Origin of the sequence: Janibacter hoylei PVAS-1, assembly GCF_000297495.1 — a bacterium.
Taxonomy (GTDB): Bacteria; Actinomycetota; Actinomycetes; order Actinomycetales; family Dermatophilaceae; genus Janibacter; species Janibacter hoylei.
This window is the reverse complement of record NZ_ALWX01000011.1, coordinates 1-14,919: the sequence shown is the minus strand read 5'-3', so window position 1 is coordinate 14,919 and position 14,919 is coordinate 1. Positions and strand designations below refer to the sequence as shown.

Here is a 14,919-nt window from a genome sequence, read left to right as displayed (position 1 = left end):
TCCCTCGCGGTGGACCGACAGGTGTCGGCCTACTCGATCGTCGAGAGTCGCTTCAGGGCCAGCTCGGGGTAGAGGTACTGCGACACGCGTGGGACCCAGCCCAGGTTCTCCAACGCGATGGCGACGTTCTCGCGCATCAACCACAAAAAGTGTTCGTTGGCTGCTTGATCCGGATGCACGAACTGGACCAGTGCCCCGACCTTGACGTGTTCCGCCAGTTCGAGACCCGCCGCTTCGGCGACCAACCGCGCGAGTTTCCCGTACTGGACGTTGACCGCGCTGAAGGACTCAAAGCCGACGGCTCGCGCCATGGTGCTGGCCGAGGCTGCACGACCGGGTTGGGCATGGTGGAACCTGAGCAACTCCAGCTGCTTCGGGGTGATCTTGTCCTTGACCTCGGTGAAGGCGGACGCGTAGTCGTCGACGGATGGAAGAGCGATCAGGTCCTCGGTCATGGTCGTGAGTGTTTCAGCATCGACAATGAGGGTCCAGAGTCCGTGATGACATGAGCCGCTAGAACCGCCTGAACCATCGCTAAGGAACACGCTCCGCCAGACCACGCCCGGGACTTGACCCACACTCAGCTAGGCCGCCGTCTGGTCACTCCATCCGAGCTGACCGACGCCGCCGACGACCCATGCGCTACACCCGCAAGGTTCGCTTGGTCTCGACGGTGTTCCCTGTTCCGAGCTGGGCCGTCATGTAGACGCCGGAGACCTTCTCCCGCAACACATCCCGCGAACTGGCGGCGAGCGTCGCAGCGTGATCGGCGATGGTGTACCAGCTGGCGTTCGTCCCAGCCTCGAGCCTGTGCGGAAGGTCTGGCCCGTGGAGCTCGGCGATCGGGACGAACCTCATGACACCGCCTCGCGGGGCGAGGCTGACCCCCTCGACGAAGAGTGGTGCCCGGCCGTGGTTCGTGACCTGGATACCGACGACGGCGATTCCCTCGAACCCTTGGCGATGAAGGATCTTCAGGTCGTAGCCGGATCCGTCCTTTCGGACCGGGCCGACGAAGGCACCGGCACCGTGGAGCATGCCGTGCATCAGAACGGCTCTTGCGCGCCCTGCGGACAGGAGCCACTGCGCCACCTGCCACCCCAGCGACGCTCCGGCAATGACCAGCGACAGCGTCGAGATCAGCAGGGCGACATCTCCAGTATCCACGTCGTCACATTAGGTGGACCCACTGACAGGCCGACTGTGTCGTGCCGCTTGCGGAGACTGGCTGAGGTGCGAGGAGCACGCGGGCAGTCGGCGCTCGATCAGTCCTTCAATGCACACCACCTGCGTCATGTGGGTATGACGAGTGCTGCAGCAGACGACTGGTGCCCGTACACCTGGGACAGCCACAACATCAACTGCAGGAACCTGTCGGGCGACATTCGAGCTGCCGTCGTCGCACTCGTGCCCGCGGCCGACGAGGGCATCTACGTCGAGCTGCGTGCGCGGGTCGAGGACGGGCACCACCTGCGCGAGCCGGAGCTCGTGCTGGCGTGGCAGGACGACGAGCAGGAGCACCTGCACCACGTCGCGCTCAAGCCGCGCGGTCCCCAGTGGTACATGCTCTCCCAGCTGCGCGACGACCTGCTCGAGGACTGGCTCGGGCCGCGGTGAAGGTCTACTCGCTTGCCCCGATTCGAAGCCTGAAGGTGGAACGTCCCAGACCGGCGACGCAATATGCTCTACCCACCCCGCTGAGTCCGAGGTGGGCCACAGATCGGAGGACCTATGGGCCTTTTTGATGCCTTCCGCCCGAAGAGTTGGGAAGAGGAGGACGCATACGACGGTGACACGCCTCCGTGTCCGCAGTGCGGGACGCCGCTTACCAAGAAGTACACCTACTCGGAGATGTACTGCGGCAGTTGTCAGTACGGGCTCGAGTCGGATGAGGAGGACGACAGCGACGAAACCTTGAGCGTGTACGAAGCCGCGAGCATCTGGGCGTCCAATGGCAAGGACGAGGACTACGCCTTCGGATACTCCGAGGACGAGTTGGAGAAGGCCCTGCGTGACTGAGGCCCTAGCGGCTTTGAGCTCTGACCCCTACGGAAGTCTCCCGGGAGTGATGGGCAGCGCAGCCCTGCGCTTGGAGCCCCCGACAAGTCTGGCCAAACCGTCCGCGGTTGCCCATGAATGAAGCGTTTCTGTCGAAGGTCGGTCTGGTTGCCCTACGCCAGGCCGAGGTCGACGAGTGGCTCGTACAGGTGCTCGTCGCGCTTCTCCACCCGCTGCCGCCCTCCCGCGTCCAGGTGGTGGTCGGCGGCAGTTCCCTGGTCCAGAAGGCCAAGCTCATCCGCGAACTCGCGACCGAGAGCGGCCTGACGAAGGAGTTCGAGTTCGCACCGGGGCGCACGATCCGGGCATGCCTCGGCGATGTCGAGAAGTGGACTTCAGAGCGTGACCGGGTAGTTCACTCCTACTACGGAGAGCATGACGGCGACTCAGTGCGGCGATTCAGGAGTCGTGACCCGAAGCCCGTCACTGTCACCACGGAGGATCTCGAGGCAGTTATCGATGCGTTCGATGACTGCATCGAGGACCTTAGAACTCTGGTCGACGTGCTCCACCGAATAGTCGAGGGCGATGCCGAAACCGACCGCTGGGAGAAGGCTCGTCAGGCGGTGCACGAGTTGATGATCGCCGGGCACGCTGTCGAGCGAGACTTGATGGGCCCGATCCAGGATGCCGTTGCGAGCCGCGCGCTGCTGCGGGTCCGCATCCGTGGTGTCCGTCGCGAGATCGTGGAAGTGGACGACTCCAGCCTCAAGGAGGACGAGTTCATCGCCGTCATCGACCCCGCTCGGTGGTACGCCGAAATCATCTCGCACACGGGTGAAACCCGGACGTTCGGAGACACGGGCTGGCGCGATGTCACCGGCCTCGCGCGGCAGGAAGGTGACGCTACGGTCGTGAGTGCCAGCGTTCGGCGGATCGGCGACACGGTGCTGGCATCGGTCGAGGGCGGTGAGCTCGCCACAGGTCCGTGGCCTGATCAGGTCCATCGGCTCGCGGAGCGAGCTTTCGGGCCAACTCCTGGTGACGGGCCCCGGATCCCGGCGTGGTTCTCGAGCCTTGAAGGGTTCCGGCCGCCGGGTAGCGGCGAGGCGGGGGGCTAACGCGTCCATCACAAGTCACGCGCAGTGGCTGGCTCGATCCTGATCCCCTCGTACCGACCCGCGTCGGCCTTCGAAGACGCGCCGGCACCGATCCTGTCGATGGTGATCGTCAGCCCGACCATGTCGCCCAGCGCCCGCAGCACGTGCTTCTTCGTCGCGACGTCGGCACTGCCCCAGGCCGCGCCGGCACCTGTGCCGGTGAACCACCGCAGGCCGTCGTCGGCCGGCTGCGCTGCGCGCAGCCGCGCCTGCTCCGACTCGAGCTGCGGCCGCAGTCGAGCCGTGCCGCGCTCGAGCTGTTCAACTCAGAAGATGTACGGCCCGACGACGATACCGACCGCGACCACCGCGGCGAGCACCAGCAGCCACGTCCCTGCCGCGCTTCCCCCCGGGCCATCCCCTGTACATCAGCAGGGAGCCTAGAGCCGAACCGTGATGCCCGCAGGTCGAGAGCGCGGAGATAGCCTGCACACCGTGCACAACGGAGCCGACCTGAGCGTCCTGGCACCCGTGTGGGTGGAGGCTCTGCGGCGTGAGGGCTTGACCTCACCGGTGCACGTGGCGCTGTGGCTGGACGAGCACCGAGCCCCTCCGCTCCAGAAGCATGTCGGCATGGTTCTGCGCCGGATGCGGGGCAAGGTCCGCATCGTCGACTTGGCTGCCGAGCTGGGTGTGGCACACAGCCAGGTCCAGGGACTGCTCCACAGCACGGCCATGCGTCTGATCGTGCCGCACCTGGACGATGTCGCAGCGTGGGCGCGGGCCCGTGCCGGCGGCATAGGTGACGAGTCGATCGCTGAACTGGCCAGGACTTCGCCAGAGGTGATCAGGCTCGCCCTGGACGGTTGGCCGGGGCATGACCCGTCTGCGAGCGATGCACAGGTCATCGAGGCCTATACCCAGTGGATCGGCGGCGCGCCGCTGGCGGAAGTCGCTGCCATCATCGGGACCACACCGAGACGGCTAGGGCGAGAGCTGGATGAGGGGAAGAGCTCACTGCCGAGACGCCTTCAGTCACTGGACCTGGCCGAACGGTTCGGGTGGAACAAGGCGACGGTGACGCGTCATCGTCGGGCGGGCCTTCTACCGAGCCCGGACGGGCGAGATGGCCTGTCCTACTGGTGGTGGGTCGCGACCATCGAGCAGTGGGAATCGGGTCGCGGAGGACTTCACTCATGTCCCTCTTGCCGGGCGCAGTACCTCACTGAGACGGGTCTCCGCGGGCACATCACGCGTGAGCACTGATCTTTCGGGCTGTGCTCATGTCTTGCATGGGCGTGGGCCGCGTCCTGTCGACTGCGAACTACCAGCCGTTCTCGTGTCCGACCCCGCCCCTGGTAGGGCGGATGCGATCCGCTTCGTCGGCGGATTCGGCTTCTCGAGTGGGTGACAACTTCTGCCGGGTCACGACCTTCCTCAGCCGCCCGGCGCTGGGACATCACTCGGATTGCCTCACGCAGGAATATCGACCGGTCCCCGTCGAAGCGAGACGCCAGACGGTCCAGCTCGACAAGGTCGCCCTGTTCGATGTCGATCTCCACGATCTCGAGGGCGCTCATAGTTTCGACGGTAGCGTCCAGCGAGCGTCGCCGACTAGACCCGGATCAGACCTTCTCCAGGAATCGGCCCTGTGGTCGCTGGGACTCGAACAAGTGCGCGACTACTCGACGAGGCGCGACCGGTAAGCAACGTCCGTCTGCGACGGGGCCCTGACAGGAGTCCTCGACGGTCAGGTCGGAGTGGCCCAAGGGCGGGGATTGATAGATAAGTTGGTGACATGTCTGCTCCCATCGGCCTGATCTTCGAACTCCCTGGTACACAGACGACGTTCATTCCTTGGGGGCAGGCCACTTACGCGTTGTTCGGGAAGAACGGCGTCGGTAAGAGCCGGACGTTGGCCGCAGTGAATCACCTCTTTAACGGCGGGGCCCAGCACGAGCCCCGACCGACCAGGGATGCGGATCTGTACCGCTCGACGTGCTCCCTCATCGTCGAAGCGCGCCTCCCTGAGCGGCCGTCCACGGCCGAAAGCGCCGACCTCGCCCAAGAGAGCGGGTGGGAGTCGGACACCTTCTACGGTTTCCTGAGCGACTACTTGCTGCACATCGTCCCGAACATTGGCGACTTCTCGAATAGCCAGGTCAGGGGTGCCTACGAGCAGTACATCGACAGTGAAGTGCAGGCGTGGAGCATGCCTTGGATGGGCAAGCCGTGGAACGAAGACCCAAGCCTCTGGCGCTCGGTCCTCGAGCAGCGCTACTTCGAGATCACCCGTGACGAACTCGACCGGGTCGTGGTCCGTCCCTGCTACCTCGAGTCGCGGGAGCACCCCGACTTGAACGCGTACATGGCCACGCTGAGGGACCGTCCGAAGGCGTCAGGTTTGGAGTCGCACCCCTTCGATATCGAGTGGCTCTCGACGCTGGAAGGGGAGCAGATCTGGTTCGCGTCCATCGGCATCGGAAGCAAATGGCACCGGCCAGACAACATCAGTCCAGGTTATGAAACGGGGTACAGGTGCGTGGATCTCCGCTCCGAGCCGGAGCCGGACGTCATGACCGTCGGCAATCACCTGGCACAACTACTGAAAGAAGGTGCTGACCTCGAAGCCTGGGCCAACGAACTCAGCCAAGAGGCCACCAAGCACCTGCGACGAGCATTGCCGACCTCAGTTGGACTACAGCTGCAGGTACCCGATCACGCGGACCTGCTTCGCGGGAAGAAGGTCGAGTGGATGGCGGCAGTCCCAGGAGAGGCGCTTGATGGGGAAGCCGGAGCCTCCTCCCTTTCAGGCAGTTGAGCACAGCCGAGGCCACTTGGGCCAGTCTGGCCATCGAACGAGCAACGGCAGATATGACCGACGGCTCCTCAGGCCGCCTACTTATCATCGACGAACCGGAGCAAGGGCTCCACCGGTCCGCGGAGCGGCAGGCCCTGAGTTGGCTCGCGGAACTGGGCCAGGCCGAGAGCACGTGGGTCTGGTGTGCGACACACAGCCCGGCGCTGCTGAGTGACGAGCGCGTCGCACCAGTCGCGGTTCGTGAGGAGTTCTACGCTCGAGGCGGCGGCGTGAGCAGGTTCTCGGGCATGAAACTTCTCGGCTCGGCCGAACGCGGCGAGCTGCAGGAGCTCGGGCTCACCACGACTGACCTGTTGTCCACCCGGCGCGGGTTCCTGCTCGTCGAAGGGGCCCACGACGAGACAGTGCTCACCGAGGTGATCGGTAAGGAGCTGGCCGATCTGAGCATCGAGATCCTCGCGCTCCGGGGTGCCAGCAATCTGCCGGGGGCGATCGAAGCTCGCACGCTCTTCGACTTCACCGACGCGCTCTTGCTGGCCCTCTTGGACGGCATTCCCGCCGAAGGCCTGTCTGCTGCGTGGGCCGAAGCGCGCAAGCACGTCGATGCCCCCGAGACGGCCCGCCGAGTGTTGTTTGAGGGGATCGATTGGCCAAATAACACTGAGTCCGAATGGATGCAGGAGTGGCTAATGCGTTCGATCACACGTGGCCGTGGCCGTCATGCTCGGATCGAGCCGCTCGGCGTGTCCAAGGCAGACATCATCGAGTACTTGCCCGTCCAGTCCTTCGTGCCCAGCGCTGCGTCCTGGGAAGATCTGCGGGTCGAGCACGCTGAGCGACGAGCGGCAGCCAAGCGCGTTCCCAAGGACTTCAAGCGGTGGCTGACCATGACCTACGGCGCTGACTTCGAGCCGACGACGATTCGAGAAGCCTGCCAGCGCCTGGACCACATCCCGAACGACTTCATCAACGTACTTCGGCAGAGCGCCAACGCCCTGCACACCTACGAGAGCAACCTGCCAGGCTGAGCCTGGCAAGCAGGACGCCTCAGCTCCGATCTTGCATGCAGCCGACTTCCGCATCGGTCCGGGGGAAGGCGGTTCTATCCCCTCACACCTGAAGAGCCGGTTAATCCCCCTGTGTGCCGACGGGACTGGTGGTGCCTAGAAGAGGGATCGTGATTGCTCACGGGATAACAACTGCACCGGGGTTATGTCGGCGGCGCAACGGCAACGGGCCCTGACCCCGGTTCATGGACACGCTGAATCCAGCATTTGCTGGGGAAGCGAGATGATCGATCCATGGCCAGGAAGAACTACTCCGAAGAGTTTCGTCGTCAAGCCGTCGACTTGTACGAGTCCACCCCGGGGGCCACGGTCCGCGGTATCGCCGAGGATCTGGGAATCGTGCGCGGCACGCTGCGGCAGTGGCTCGAGGTGTACGGGACCGGCAGGAAGACCGCTGATGACGGGACGTTGACCTCGAGCCCGTCGCAAGCCGATCACCCCGCGAGTGTTGCGCCGGTCGGCGAGACACCGCAGCAACGGATCGTTCGGCTTGAGGCTGATAACGCGGCGCTACGGGCCGAGAGGACCAAGCTGACGACCGAGCGGGAGATCCTCCAACGGGCGGCCAAGTATTTCGCCGGGGAGACGCGCTGGTGAGTCGCTTCCAGTTCGTCGCCGACAACTCCACCACCTACCCGGTGAAGCGACTGTGTCAGCTGCTCGAGGTCGAGCGGTCTTCGTACTACGCATGGAGGGCAGGAGCACCCGCCCGGGCGCAGCGGGCCGCTGATGATGCTGAGCTCGAGGCGCGGATCCGAGTCGTCCATGAGGTCGACAACACCGTCGGCGCGCCGCGGATCACGGCCGAGCTCAACGACGGCGTTTCCGAGAGCGAGCGGGTCAACCACAAGCGCGTCGCACGAGTGATGCGTGCCGCGAACATCGCCGGCTACGTCAAGAAACGTCGCGTGCGCACCACGATCCCCGAGCCCTCGGGGCAGAAGTACCCGGATCTTCTCAAGCGCGACTTCACCGCTGAGGGCATCAACCGCCGCTACGTCGACGACATCACGTACCTGCCGATCGCTGACGGCAGCAACCTGTACCTGGCCACTGTCATCGACTGCTACTCACGACGACTGGCCGGGTGGGCCGTCGCTAACCACATGCGCACCGAGTTGGTCGAGGACGCTCTCAAGGCCGCCGCCGCGACCCGGGGCAGCCTCAAGGGCGCGGTCTTCCACAGCGACCACGGGTCGGTCTACTGCTCCAAGGACTACGCCAAGCTCTGCAAGAAGCTCGGCGTGACCCAGTCCATGGGCGCGGTAGGCACCTCCGCCGACAACGCCCTCGCCGAGTCCTTCAACGCCACCATGAAGCGCGAGGTCCTCCAGGACGCCGCGTGTTGGAGCGACGAGCTCGCCTGCCGACGGCAGGTCTTCAAGTGGGCGGCCCGCTACAACACGAAGCGACGTCACTCCTGGTGCCGCTACACCTCACCGCTGACCTTCGAGACCAGCTCCACCGTTACGCTGCAACCTGCCGCGTAATCACACCCCGTGTCCATGAACCGGGGGTAAGGTCCGAGCCATGGGCTCTCGAGTACCGGTGAGAAGATCGAGGAAGGCTCCCAACTCACGTCCCTCGCAATCCAGCATCGAGTTGTCGAGATACCAATCCGTCCAGGACGGGATGATCTTCTTCGGTGGGTACGTGCCATCCAGGGTCGTGGACCGGAACGCTACTTGTCCGCTCGCACTGTCAACGATGCCGATCTTGCGCCACTGGTTGCGCCGGTAGGGGTCCTGCGTCACGACGAACTCCACGTCTTGGCTCCAACGGTCCTCGGGTAGGCAGATCTGCGTCCAGATCCTGCTGCGCATGTCCGGTGTCATGGATGTCGAGAAGAGCACCTCGGGTCGGACTGTGGGTGCGGGGTCGCTGGAAAGGCGGTGCTGGTCGTTCAACTCGTGGAGCATGCTCAGGGCGACCGAAGTGCTCATGCCCCAGGGCTCACCGCGGTGCATGTAGAACCGGCGGTTGCTCCCCCCAGGGGACAGCCTGGTCCGCCAGGAGAAGGTCATCCAGGATTCGGTGGAGGTGTGTCGGGAGTGGCCGACCAGCGACACCTCGATGCCGTTGGTATCCACTCGATCGGCCCTGAAGACAGGCTCGCCGTACGCCACAACAATCACTCACCTTTCGAGCACGAGGGTAGAGGCAGACGTCATTTTGGAGGCGGTAGGTCGAGAGTCCGGGTATGGCGACGGCTGCTGCTGGGGTGAGTGGATCTTCGGCGAGGTGTTCTTGGCCAGCGATGCGTACACGGATCTGCTGGCTGCCTTTCGCTGCGAGGGTGACGACGCGCGAATCACGCGCTATCGAACTGTCGTGTGCCGGCGGCCGCTATCAGTCACCGTGGACGCGGTCCGCCCGTCGTTCCTTGGCGTTGATCAGCCTGAGGATCCACTCATCGCTCTTGCGTCCCTCGGCCTTGTCGAGCGCGCGAATGATCTTGGCTGCGGCGACCTGTTCGCGCGTGACCTTGATGCTCATGAGCGACCTCCCATCTGGTCCTTGTGAGTATCGTCCGGCGCGATGGCTTGGACAAGGCCCAGTCCCACGAATCAGCTGCGGAGCCGAGGCATCGCGGCGACCTCGCGCATTGCCTGCATCGTCCTCGGTCAGTTCTGGCTAGAACAGGGTCGTCCCGATGACGACGGCCAGGGTGCCAATCACGAGGACTGCGAGCACCCACAACGGCAGACCGGTTCCCCCCGGTGGTTTATCCATGAACGACACCGTATGGCGGGTAGTCCGGGTCCGCATGTCGAGAGCCAACTGACCAGCTAGCGTGCCCCTCGAGAGCGATCTGAGCGGCTCGTGCGCGCGCGTCGGCGACGTCTCGGCTCGGCATGGGGGTGATGCCAGAGGGGTAGCGCGCCATGTGGGTGACACTAGTGCGAGGCTGGCTTGTCGCTGTCGGCTGGGGCGGGGCCCGGAGGCGAGGCAGCGGCGGCGATGGTGCAGCGTCGTAGGCGTACTTAGTAGTTGACAGGGCTCTACTTGTAGTAGAGCATTAGGGGCATGACAGTCAGTGAAGACGCGAAACTCGGTAAAATTCATCGACTCAACCAGGTCTTCACCCCTTCAACACCGATCAGCAAGCGGAAGGCTTTTGCTGGGCGTTTCGAGCAAATTATGCAAATTACTGGCGCTGTGGCTCAGCCTGGACGGCATATCGTTCTTTATGGAGAACGGGGGGTCGGCAAGACGTCTCTGGCCAATATTCTGTCTGAGTTGCTTGTGCCTACCAGCAGCAGTTTTCGTGAATACGCTGTGAGAGTGAACTGTGGCGTGGACGACACATTCAAGACTGTTTGGACGCGCATCTTCTCAGAAGTTGGATTAACTGTTCCTGACGCATGGGCGTATGGGAAGCCGTCTCCGGACGAGATCAGACAGCATTTGGCCAAGGTTGATCCGCCCATGGTCATCGTGATTGATGAGTATGATCGTTTGGATGATGGCGACGCCCTCTCGTTGATGGCGGACACGATCAAGGCCCTGTCAGATCGCGCGATCCCCACCAAGCTTGTTTTGGTCGGCGTGTCTGACTCTATTGAGCAGTTGATTGGTGAGCATGAGTCAGTGCGGCGAGCGCTCGAGGAGGTGGCGATGCCGCGCATGGTACAACGCGAGATCGCAGAGTTAATCATCGAGGGCTTCCGTGAAGCAGACATGACAGTGGACAACGCTGCGCTTGGCCGGATCGTCAAGCTCGCAGAGGGTCTTCCAACATACGCTCATGCACTGTCCCTGGGCGCCGGCACGTTGACGGTTCAGGAGGACTTGGACCATGTCTCGCTCCACCATGTGGAGCGCGCTGCAAAGAACTACGTAGAGGGCACCCACTCCGCACGTTCTGCCTACATGGCAGCCACACAGTCCCCGCGTCCCGAGAGTCTTTTCGCTCAGGTATTGGCGGCATGCGCCCTCGCCGAGAAGGATGAACTGGGTTACTTCACAGCTGCCTCGGTCAAGGAGCCGTTGTCGCGAATTATGGGTCGCCCCTATGATATCCCGGCATTCTCGCGGCACCTTTCTGAGTTCCTGAGCGATGGGCGAGGCGAGGTTCTACAGCGCAAAGGAGAGCCTCGAAAATTCAGATATCGCTTCCGAGATCCTCTTATGCAGCCGTTTGCCATCATGGCCGCCCTAGCCCAAAACCTAATCCCTGACGGATATCAGGGGGACCTCTTCAAATACGATTCGGCTACCGACTGGAATCAACTTATTGAGTAGCGATCCTCGCCAAGAACCTCCCAGAGTGAAGGCCCCTCCCGTCTCGGGAGGGGCCTTCACGTTCCCCGCTGTGCGGGCCGCCCACCCCTGAGCACGACGAAGAGCGCCCCCCTTCGCCGTGATGGGCGAAGGGGGCGCAGTCGCATGCGAGGTGGAGGGAAGGTCAGGCAGTGTCGTCGGTGACGGGCACGACTTGGGCTGGGCTGGGGTCGACCGGGTCGGACACGGGCGCGGTCTGGGTGCGCTGCCAGAAGCCGAGGAGCACGGGCACGAGGGCCATGAGGGCGCCCTGCTGCCCAACGGAGAGGTCCAGCCCGTAGTACGCCGCGAGAGAGATCGACGCCTTGGCCAGACCGACGATGGCGCCGAGGGCGGTGTCGCGGGTGGTCCACGCGGTGTAGACGCCGGCGAGCGCGGAGACGACCGCCATGATGAGGACGGCCGACTCGGCGCTCACGCCGAGCGTGAAGACGACGAGGAGGGCGAGCAGTGCCTCGACGAGGCCGACCCACGCGGCCGGCTCGCGGCCGAGAATGGTCAGGGCGCGAGGGGTGGCGTGCTTGGCCATGGGTTCAGGCTCCGATCGTGTCGAGGATGCGCAGGGCGGCCCACGCGAGGATGAGGCAGCCGGAAAGGAAGAGGCCGAGTGCGCGGGCGAGGGCAGCGTCGCGGTCGCGGCTGTGGAGGGCGTCGGTCTGGGTGAGGATGAGCGCGCCGGGGGGTCACTGTCGCTCGATCTCGTCGGCGAGGGCGGCCAACTCCTCGCGGGTGCGAGTGATGCCGGCGGCAGCGTCGGCGGACAGGCGCAGGGAGTTCTGCAGGATGCCGCCGAGGGTCATGGTCGGGTTCTTCCGGTCGCCCCACCCGATGGCCTTGGCGGTGCCGGGGGAGAGGGTGACCTTGTCGGTCAGCTGCGCGCCCGCGTGCTCGCGGACGATCTTGCGGAGGTCGTCAAGGGAAGCCATGTCGTACTCGTCTCTCTTCGGGGTGGATGCTGCAGGGGTGGTGCTCTTGACGGGCATCCCGGCCTTGACCCACGCGATGAGGTGGGGGCCGGGGCACGCGGTCGCGTAGTCGTAGCCGTGCCAGCGCTTGTAGAGGGTGCGGCCGGTCTTCTTGCACGCCTCGTCGTAGAGGGCACGCACGGAGGCGAGCGCGGCGTCGGTGGGCTTCTGGTCGCCGCCGATGGCGACGTACACGCCGAGGCCGTCAGTGTTGTGCGGCGGGGAGTGGGCGCCGATGTTGTCCCAGCCGCGGCCCTCGTAGATGGTGCCGGCCTGGTCAACCATGAAGTGGTAGCCGACACCGTTGTTCCAGCCGTTGGCGAGGTGGATCGCCTCGATGTTGCGCGGCACCCAGACGCCGACGCCGGTCGGGGGCGCGAAGGCCCTCACCGAGGCTTCGCAGCTGTGGGGCAAGGCGTGGAGCGGCAACCGCATGGCCGCCGTCGCCGTGCAGGAGGCGCTCACCACGAGCGGCCGCCACCTTGCGCTTCGCAGCTCGGGGTCGAAGTAGCGGTCCATGTCAGATCGCCTCCGCGTGACCGGCGGGTCGTACTCGCGCTCCTGGCGGGCCTGCGGCGGGCCGGAGATGGTGACGACCTTCCGGTCTCCGGGCTGGTCGAACTTGAGGGCGGGGCCGGACAACGACGATGGGATCGTTGCTCCTGCATCGCCCTATGTGCCGCAGCATGGCGGTGGCGGGAACACTTTCACCCCCCGAGAAAGGCTCAAGGCCTGACACCACGGCTGTCACCGCTGGCTGCCAGCATCTCGAGCATGCATCTGCCTCACCCGTGGCGTGACCTCCGCGCTCTCGCGCACGTCGTCGTGCACCACGTCGACCTTCGCCCCGGAGTGTGGGGTGCCAGCGACGGTGAGGCGCGAATCTGGCTCGACCGCCGGCTCGGTCAGGTCGAGCGTCGCTGCACCCTCGCGCACGAGCTTGAGCACCTGCGCCGCGGCGACCACGGATGCCAGGACGACGCCACGGAGGCGGCGGTCGCGGCCGCGGCAGCCCGGTATCTCCTCCCGGACCCGCATCATGTCGCGGACGCGCTCGTGTGGGCCCGTGGTGACCTTGAGGCCGCTGCCGACGAGTTGTGGGTCGACGAGCCCACCCTGCGCGCGAGGCTCGACGCCAGGCACCTGCACCCGGCGGAACGGGCCGTGATCGTCGCCAGGATCAACGCCCTGGAGGTGGGGGCGTGAGCGAGCTCGAGGAGCAGCTGCTCGAGGTGTGGCGGCGGTGGCCGCACGACCAGCAGCGTGGGCGGCGGGTCGCGGCGTACAAGGTGCTCGGGCTGACTGAGGTGCGGGCGCTGCAGATCGTGAACGGGCTCTTGACCGACCCGGCCGCGTGGGGCCACGATCCGGTGACCGTCGCGCGGCTGCGGCGGCTTCGGGACTCGAGGGTGAGGCGGGCAGGATGAAGCGTGTTGGGGGAGTGGTCGCGATCGCAACCGCGGGGGTGGCGGTCCTAGCCGGCTGTGGGGGCGACGGGGGCTCGACGGATGCGGTTGCTGCGTCGACGGAACTGGGGAGCGTGGGCACCGTCTCGGAACTGAAGGACGCTGCCATCGCAGCCGGGTACGCATGCCCATCTTGGGTCCAGGACAACGTCGTCAAGCTCGCGGCAGAGTCCGGACGGTGCTCGGACTCGGACGTGTTCACGACGTACCTCTCCGAGTCTTCACGGGACGAGTCGGTCCAGATTCACAAAGCGATGGCCAAAGAGACACGCGAGATGTTCGCAGACGACGAGGACGCAGACCCGGCGCTCACGGACGAGGAAGTGCTCCTCGTCGGCCCGAACTGGATCATCAACTCTGACGACGCCGCGAGCCTGCAGGCGGACCTTGGAGGGCAGGTCGTCAGGTACTAGTTGGCCCGGGCGTTCACGTTCAGTCGGACCGGGATCGCGTGGCGGTCGCTGTAGCGGACGGAGGTCCTTCTCGCTACGACATGAGAACGGGGCACCCCGTGATGGGGTGCCCCGCCTGGCTTGTTGCCCCGCTAGGGAGACACCCAAACCGCCGTGTGCGTGGGAGACCTACTGTCTCCTGTCATCGGCTGTGAGCCTTGCGCTCTGGCCGAACACCGAGTTGTGAGCCCGAAGCTCTGACCCGATGTACTGGCAACGATAGCCCTCTGTATGGGATTCCCGGAAGTGGGGTGCGTCACCTTCTTGCCTTGGTCTTCATGGTCTGAATGTTCAGTCGTCGCAGGCGGGCGTCCTCGAGGGTCGTTGCTCCGAAGGCGAGCGCAAGCTGGTTGATGATGCGGAGCTTCTCAGGCTTCTCGGTGCTCCGCATGCGCTGTGCGCGGATCGCGCCGGCGCAGAGGTCGGCGGCCTGGAGCAGGTCAGATGACTTCGAGTTGAGTGAGGTTGCGAGCACGATCGGACGCTGATCCAGCCGGTGGTTGAGTCGCCGCTTGATGAGGTCGCCGAGGTTCACCTGCGGTGGGGTCGTGATCCGGTCCACGAAGACACAGCCGAGCTCGTTGCGGTTGATGTTCCCGACGACCAGTTGCGTCACGACCTCGGAGTACGCGTCCCAGACCGTATTGCCGTGGAAGGGGTTCGCGTTCGAGTCGACGACGGTTCCGACGATCCGCACGTCGCTCTCTTCGAGTGCGTCGACGAGGTCACGGAAGATCGGGAGCGTCTTCGAACTGAGACTGCCAAG

18 protein-coding genes are annotated in these 14,919 nt (G+C 64.9%); 10 read left to right on the top strand and 8 right to left on the bottom strand.

Annotated elements, in window-relative coordinates; translation table 11 throughout:
• Positions 1–29 precede the first annotated feature (29 nt).
• Positions 30–455 carry a hypothetical protein gene (locus tag B277_RS02930; protein ID WP_007925001.1) on the bottom strand — a complete coding sequence of 142 codons (426 nt, stop codon included), beginning with the start codon at positions 453–455 and terminating at the stop codon, positions 30–32.
• Positions 456–642: 187 nt separating this feature from the next.
• Entirely contained in the window at positions 643–1,167 is a 525-nt protein-coding gene (locus B277_RS02925; RefSeq protein WP_007924993.1) for a hypothetical protein, read from the bottom strand.
• 135 nt (positions 1,168–1,302) lie between these two features.
• On the opposite strand from B277_RS02925, the gene B277_RS02920 reads away from it, so the two are divergent.
• Together B277_RS02920 and B277_RS02910 are read left to right on the top strand one after the other, a co-directional pair.
• Entirely contained in the window at positions 1,303–1,617 is a 315-nt protein-coding gene (locus tag B277_RS02920) for a hypothetical protein (protein WP_007924990.1), read from the top strand.
• A 515-nt stretch (positions 1,618–2,132) separates the two neighbouring features.
• Positions 2,133–3,119 carry a hypothetical protein gene (locus B277_RS02910; protein WP_007924982.1) on the top strand — a complete coding sequence of 329 codons (987 nt, stop codon included), beginning with the start codon at positions 2,133–2,135 and terminating at the stop codon, positions 3,117–3,119.
• An 8-nt stretch (positions 3,120–3,127) separates the two neighbouring features.
• Here the strand turns inward: B277_RS02910 and B277_RS19430 are convergent, their stop codons facing one another.
• Positions 3,128–3,262 (bottom strand): hypothetical protein, encoded by a 135-nt coding sequence (locus B277_RS19430; protein WP_272948426.1) that lies wholly within the window; start codon positions 3,260–3,262, stop codon positions 3,128–3,130.
• Positions 3,263–3,593: 331 nt separating this feature from the next.
• On the opposite strand from B277_RS19430, the gene B277_RS02905 reads away from it, so the two are divergent.
• The 4 genes from B277_RS02905 (at position 3,594) to B277_RS02885 (ending at position 8,476) form a co-directional block, all read left to right on the top strand.
• Entirely contained in the window at positions 3,594–4,364 is a 771-nt protein-coding gene (locus B277_RS02905) for a hypothetical protein (protein ID WP_040880655.1), read from the top strand.
• Between the two features lie 532 nt (positions 4,365–4,896).
• Complete coding sequence (locus B277_RS02900) at positions 4,897–5,919, top strand: hypothetical protein (RefSeq protein WP_007924980.1); 1,023 nt, start codon at positions 4,897–4,899, stop codon at positions 5,917–5,919.
• 53 nt (positions 5,920–5,972) lie between these two features.
• Positions 5,973–6,947, top strand: a complete 975-nt coding sequence (locus B277_RS02895) for an OLD family protein (RefSeq protein WP_007924979.1) — start codon at positions 5,973–5,975, stop codon at positions 6,945–6,947.
• Positions 6,948–7,220: 273 nt separating this feature from the next.
• Positions 7,221–8,476 (top strand): IS3 family transposase gene (locus B277_RS02885; RefSeq protein ID WP_420319490.1). Its coding sequence is split into 2 segments (ribosomal slippage): positions 7,221–7,563 and positions 7,563–8,476, totalling 1,257 coding nucleotides; the frame shifts between segments, so codons are not numbered across the junction.
• On the opposite strand, the gene B277_RS02880 is transcribed toward B277_RS02885, so the two are convergent.
• Positions 8,477–9,112: a hypothetical protein gene (locus tag B277_RS02880; RefSeq protein ID WP_007924976.1), complete on the bottom strand. Its 636-nt coding sequence runs from the start codon at positions 9,110–9,112 to the stop codon at positions 8,477–8,479.
• 223 nt (positions 9,113–9,335) lie between these two features.
• Entirely contained in the window at positions 9,336–9,482 is a 147-nt protein-coding gene (locus B277_RS17280; RefSeq protein WP_156811718.1) for a hypothetical protein, read from the bottom strand.
• A 531-nt stretch (positions 9,483–10,013) separates the two neighbouring features.
• Here B277_RS17280 and B277_RS02875 point away from each other — a divergent pair.
• Positions 10,014–11,231 carry an AAA family ATPase gene (locus tag B277_RS02875; RefSeq protein WP_083853609.1) on the top strand — a complete coding sequence of 406 codons (1,218 nt, stop codon included), beginning with the start codon at positions 10,014–10,016 and terminating at the stop codon, positions 11,229–11,231.
• Positions 11,232–11,394: 163 nt separating this feature from the next.
• Here the strand turns inward: B277_RS02875 and B277_RS15705 are convergent, their stop codons facing one another.
• Positions 11,395–11,799, bottom strand: coding sequence for a hypothetical protein (locus B277_RS15705; RefSeq protein WP_007924973.1), 405 nt, complete (start codon positions 11,797–11,799; stop codon positions 11,395–11,397).
• A gap of 154 nt (positions 11,800–11,953) precedes the next feature.
• Positions 11,954–12,877: an N-acetylmuramoyl-L-alanine amidase gene (locus tag B277_RS15700; RefSeq protein WP_007924971.1), complete on the bottom strand. Its 924-nt coding sequence runs from the start codon at positions 12,875–12,877 to the stop codon at positions 11,954–11,956.
• A gap of 132 nt (positions 12,878–13,009) precedes the next feature.
• Here B277_RS15700 and B277_RS16455 point away from each other — a divergent pair, with 132 nt between their 5' ends.
• From B277_RS16455 to B277_RS02850, 3 genes are read left to right on the top strand one after another with little or no spacing between them, the layout of a single operon-like run.
• Entirely contained in the window at positions 13,010–13,441 is a 432-nt protein-coding gene (locus tag B277_RS16455) for an ImmA/IrrE family metallo-endopeptidase (RefSeq protein ID WP_128276779.1), read from the top strand.
• Positions 13,438–13,662, top strand: coding sequence for a DUF3263 domain-containing protein (locus tag B277_RS02855; RefSeq protein WP_007924969.1), 225 nt, complete (start codon positions 13,438–13,440; stop codon positions 13,660–13,662). Before B277_RS16455 ends, B277_RS02855 begins: the two co-directional genes overlap by 4 nt.
• A gap of 14 nt (positions 13,663–13,676) precedes the next feature.
• Positions 13,677–14,114, top strand: a complete 438-nt coding sequence (locus B277_RS02850; RefSeq protein ID WP_007924968.1) for a hypothetical protein — start codon at positions 13,677–13,679, stop codon at positions 14,112–14,114.
• 295 nt (positions 14,115–14,409) lie between these two features.
• Here the strand turns inward: B277_RS02850 and B277_RS02845 are convergent.
• Positions 14,410–14,919: DUF3800 domain-containing protein (locus B277_RS02845; RefSeq protein WP_007924967.1), on the bottom strand; the 510-nt coding region annotated here is incomplete at its 5' end.

Excerpts from the sequence above, each read along its gene's own strand:
- B277_RS02875 (WP_083853609.1), top strand. The coding sequence starts at position 10,014 with ATGACAGTCAGTGAAGACGCGAAACTCGGTAAAATTCATCGACTCAAC.
- B277_RS02910 (WP_007924982.1), top strand. The coding sequence starts at position 2,133 with ATGAATGAAGCGTTTCTGTCGAAGGTCGGTCTGGTTGCCCTACGCCAG.
- B277_RS02895 (WP_007924979.1), top strand. The coding sequence starts at position 5,973 with ATGACCGACGGCTCCTCAGGCCGCCTACTTATCATCGACGAACCGGAG.
- B277_RS02930 (WP_007925001.1), bottom strand. The coding sequence starts at position 455 with ATGACCGAGGACCTGATCGCTCTTCCATCCGTCGACGACTACGCGTCC.
- B277_RS15705 (WP_007924973.1), bottom strand. The coding sequence starts at position 11,799 with ATGGCCAAGCACGCCACCCCTCGCGCCCTGACCATTCTCGGCCGCGAG.
- B277_RS16455 (WP_128276779.1), top strand. The coding sequence starts at position 13,010 with ATGCATCTGCCTCACCCGTGGCGTGACCTCCGCGCTCTCGCGCACGTC.
- B277_RS02920 (WP_007924990.1), top strand. The coding sequence starts at position 1,303 with ATGACGAGTGCTGCAGCAGACGACTGGTGCCCGTACACCTGGGACAGC.
- B277_RS17280 (WP_156811718.1), bottom strand. The coding sequence starts at position 9,482 with ATGAGCATCAAGGTCACGCGCGAACAGGTCGCCGCAGCCAAGATCATT.
- B277_RS02900 (WP_007924980.1), top strand. The coding sequence starts at position 4,897 with ATGTCTGCTCCCATCGGCCTGATCTTCGAACTCCCTGGTACACAGACG.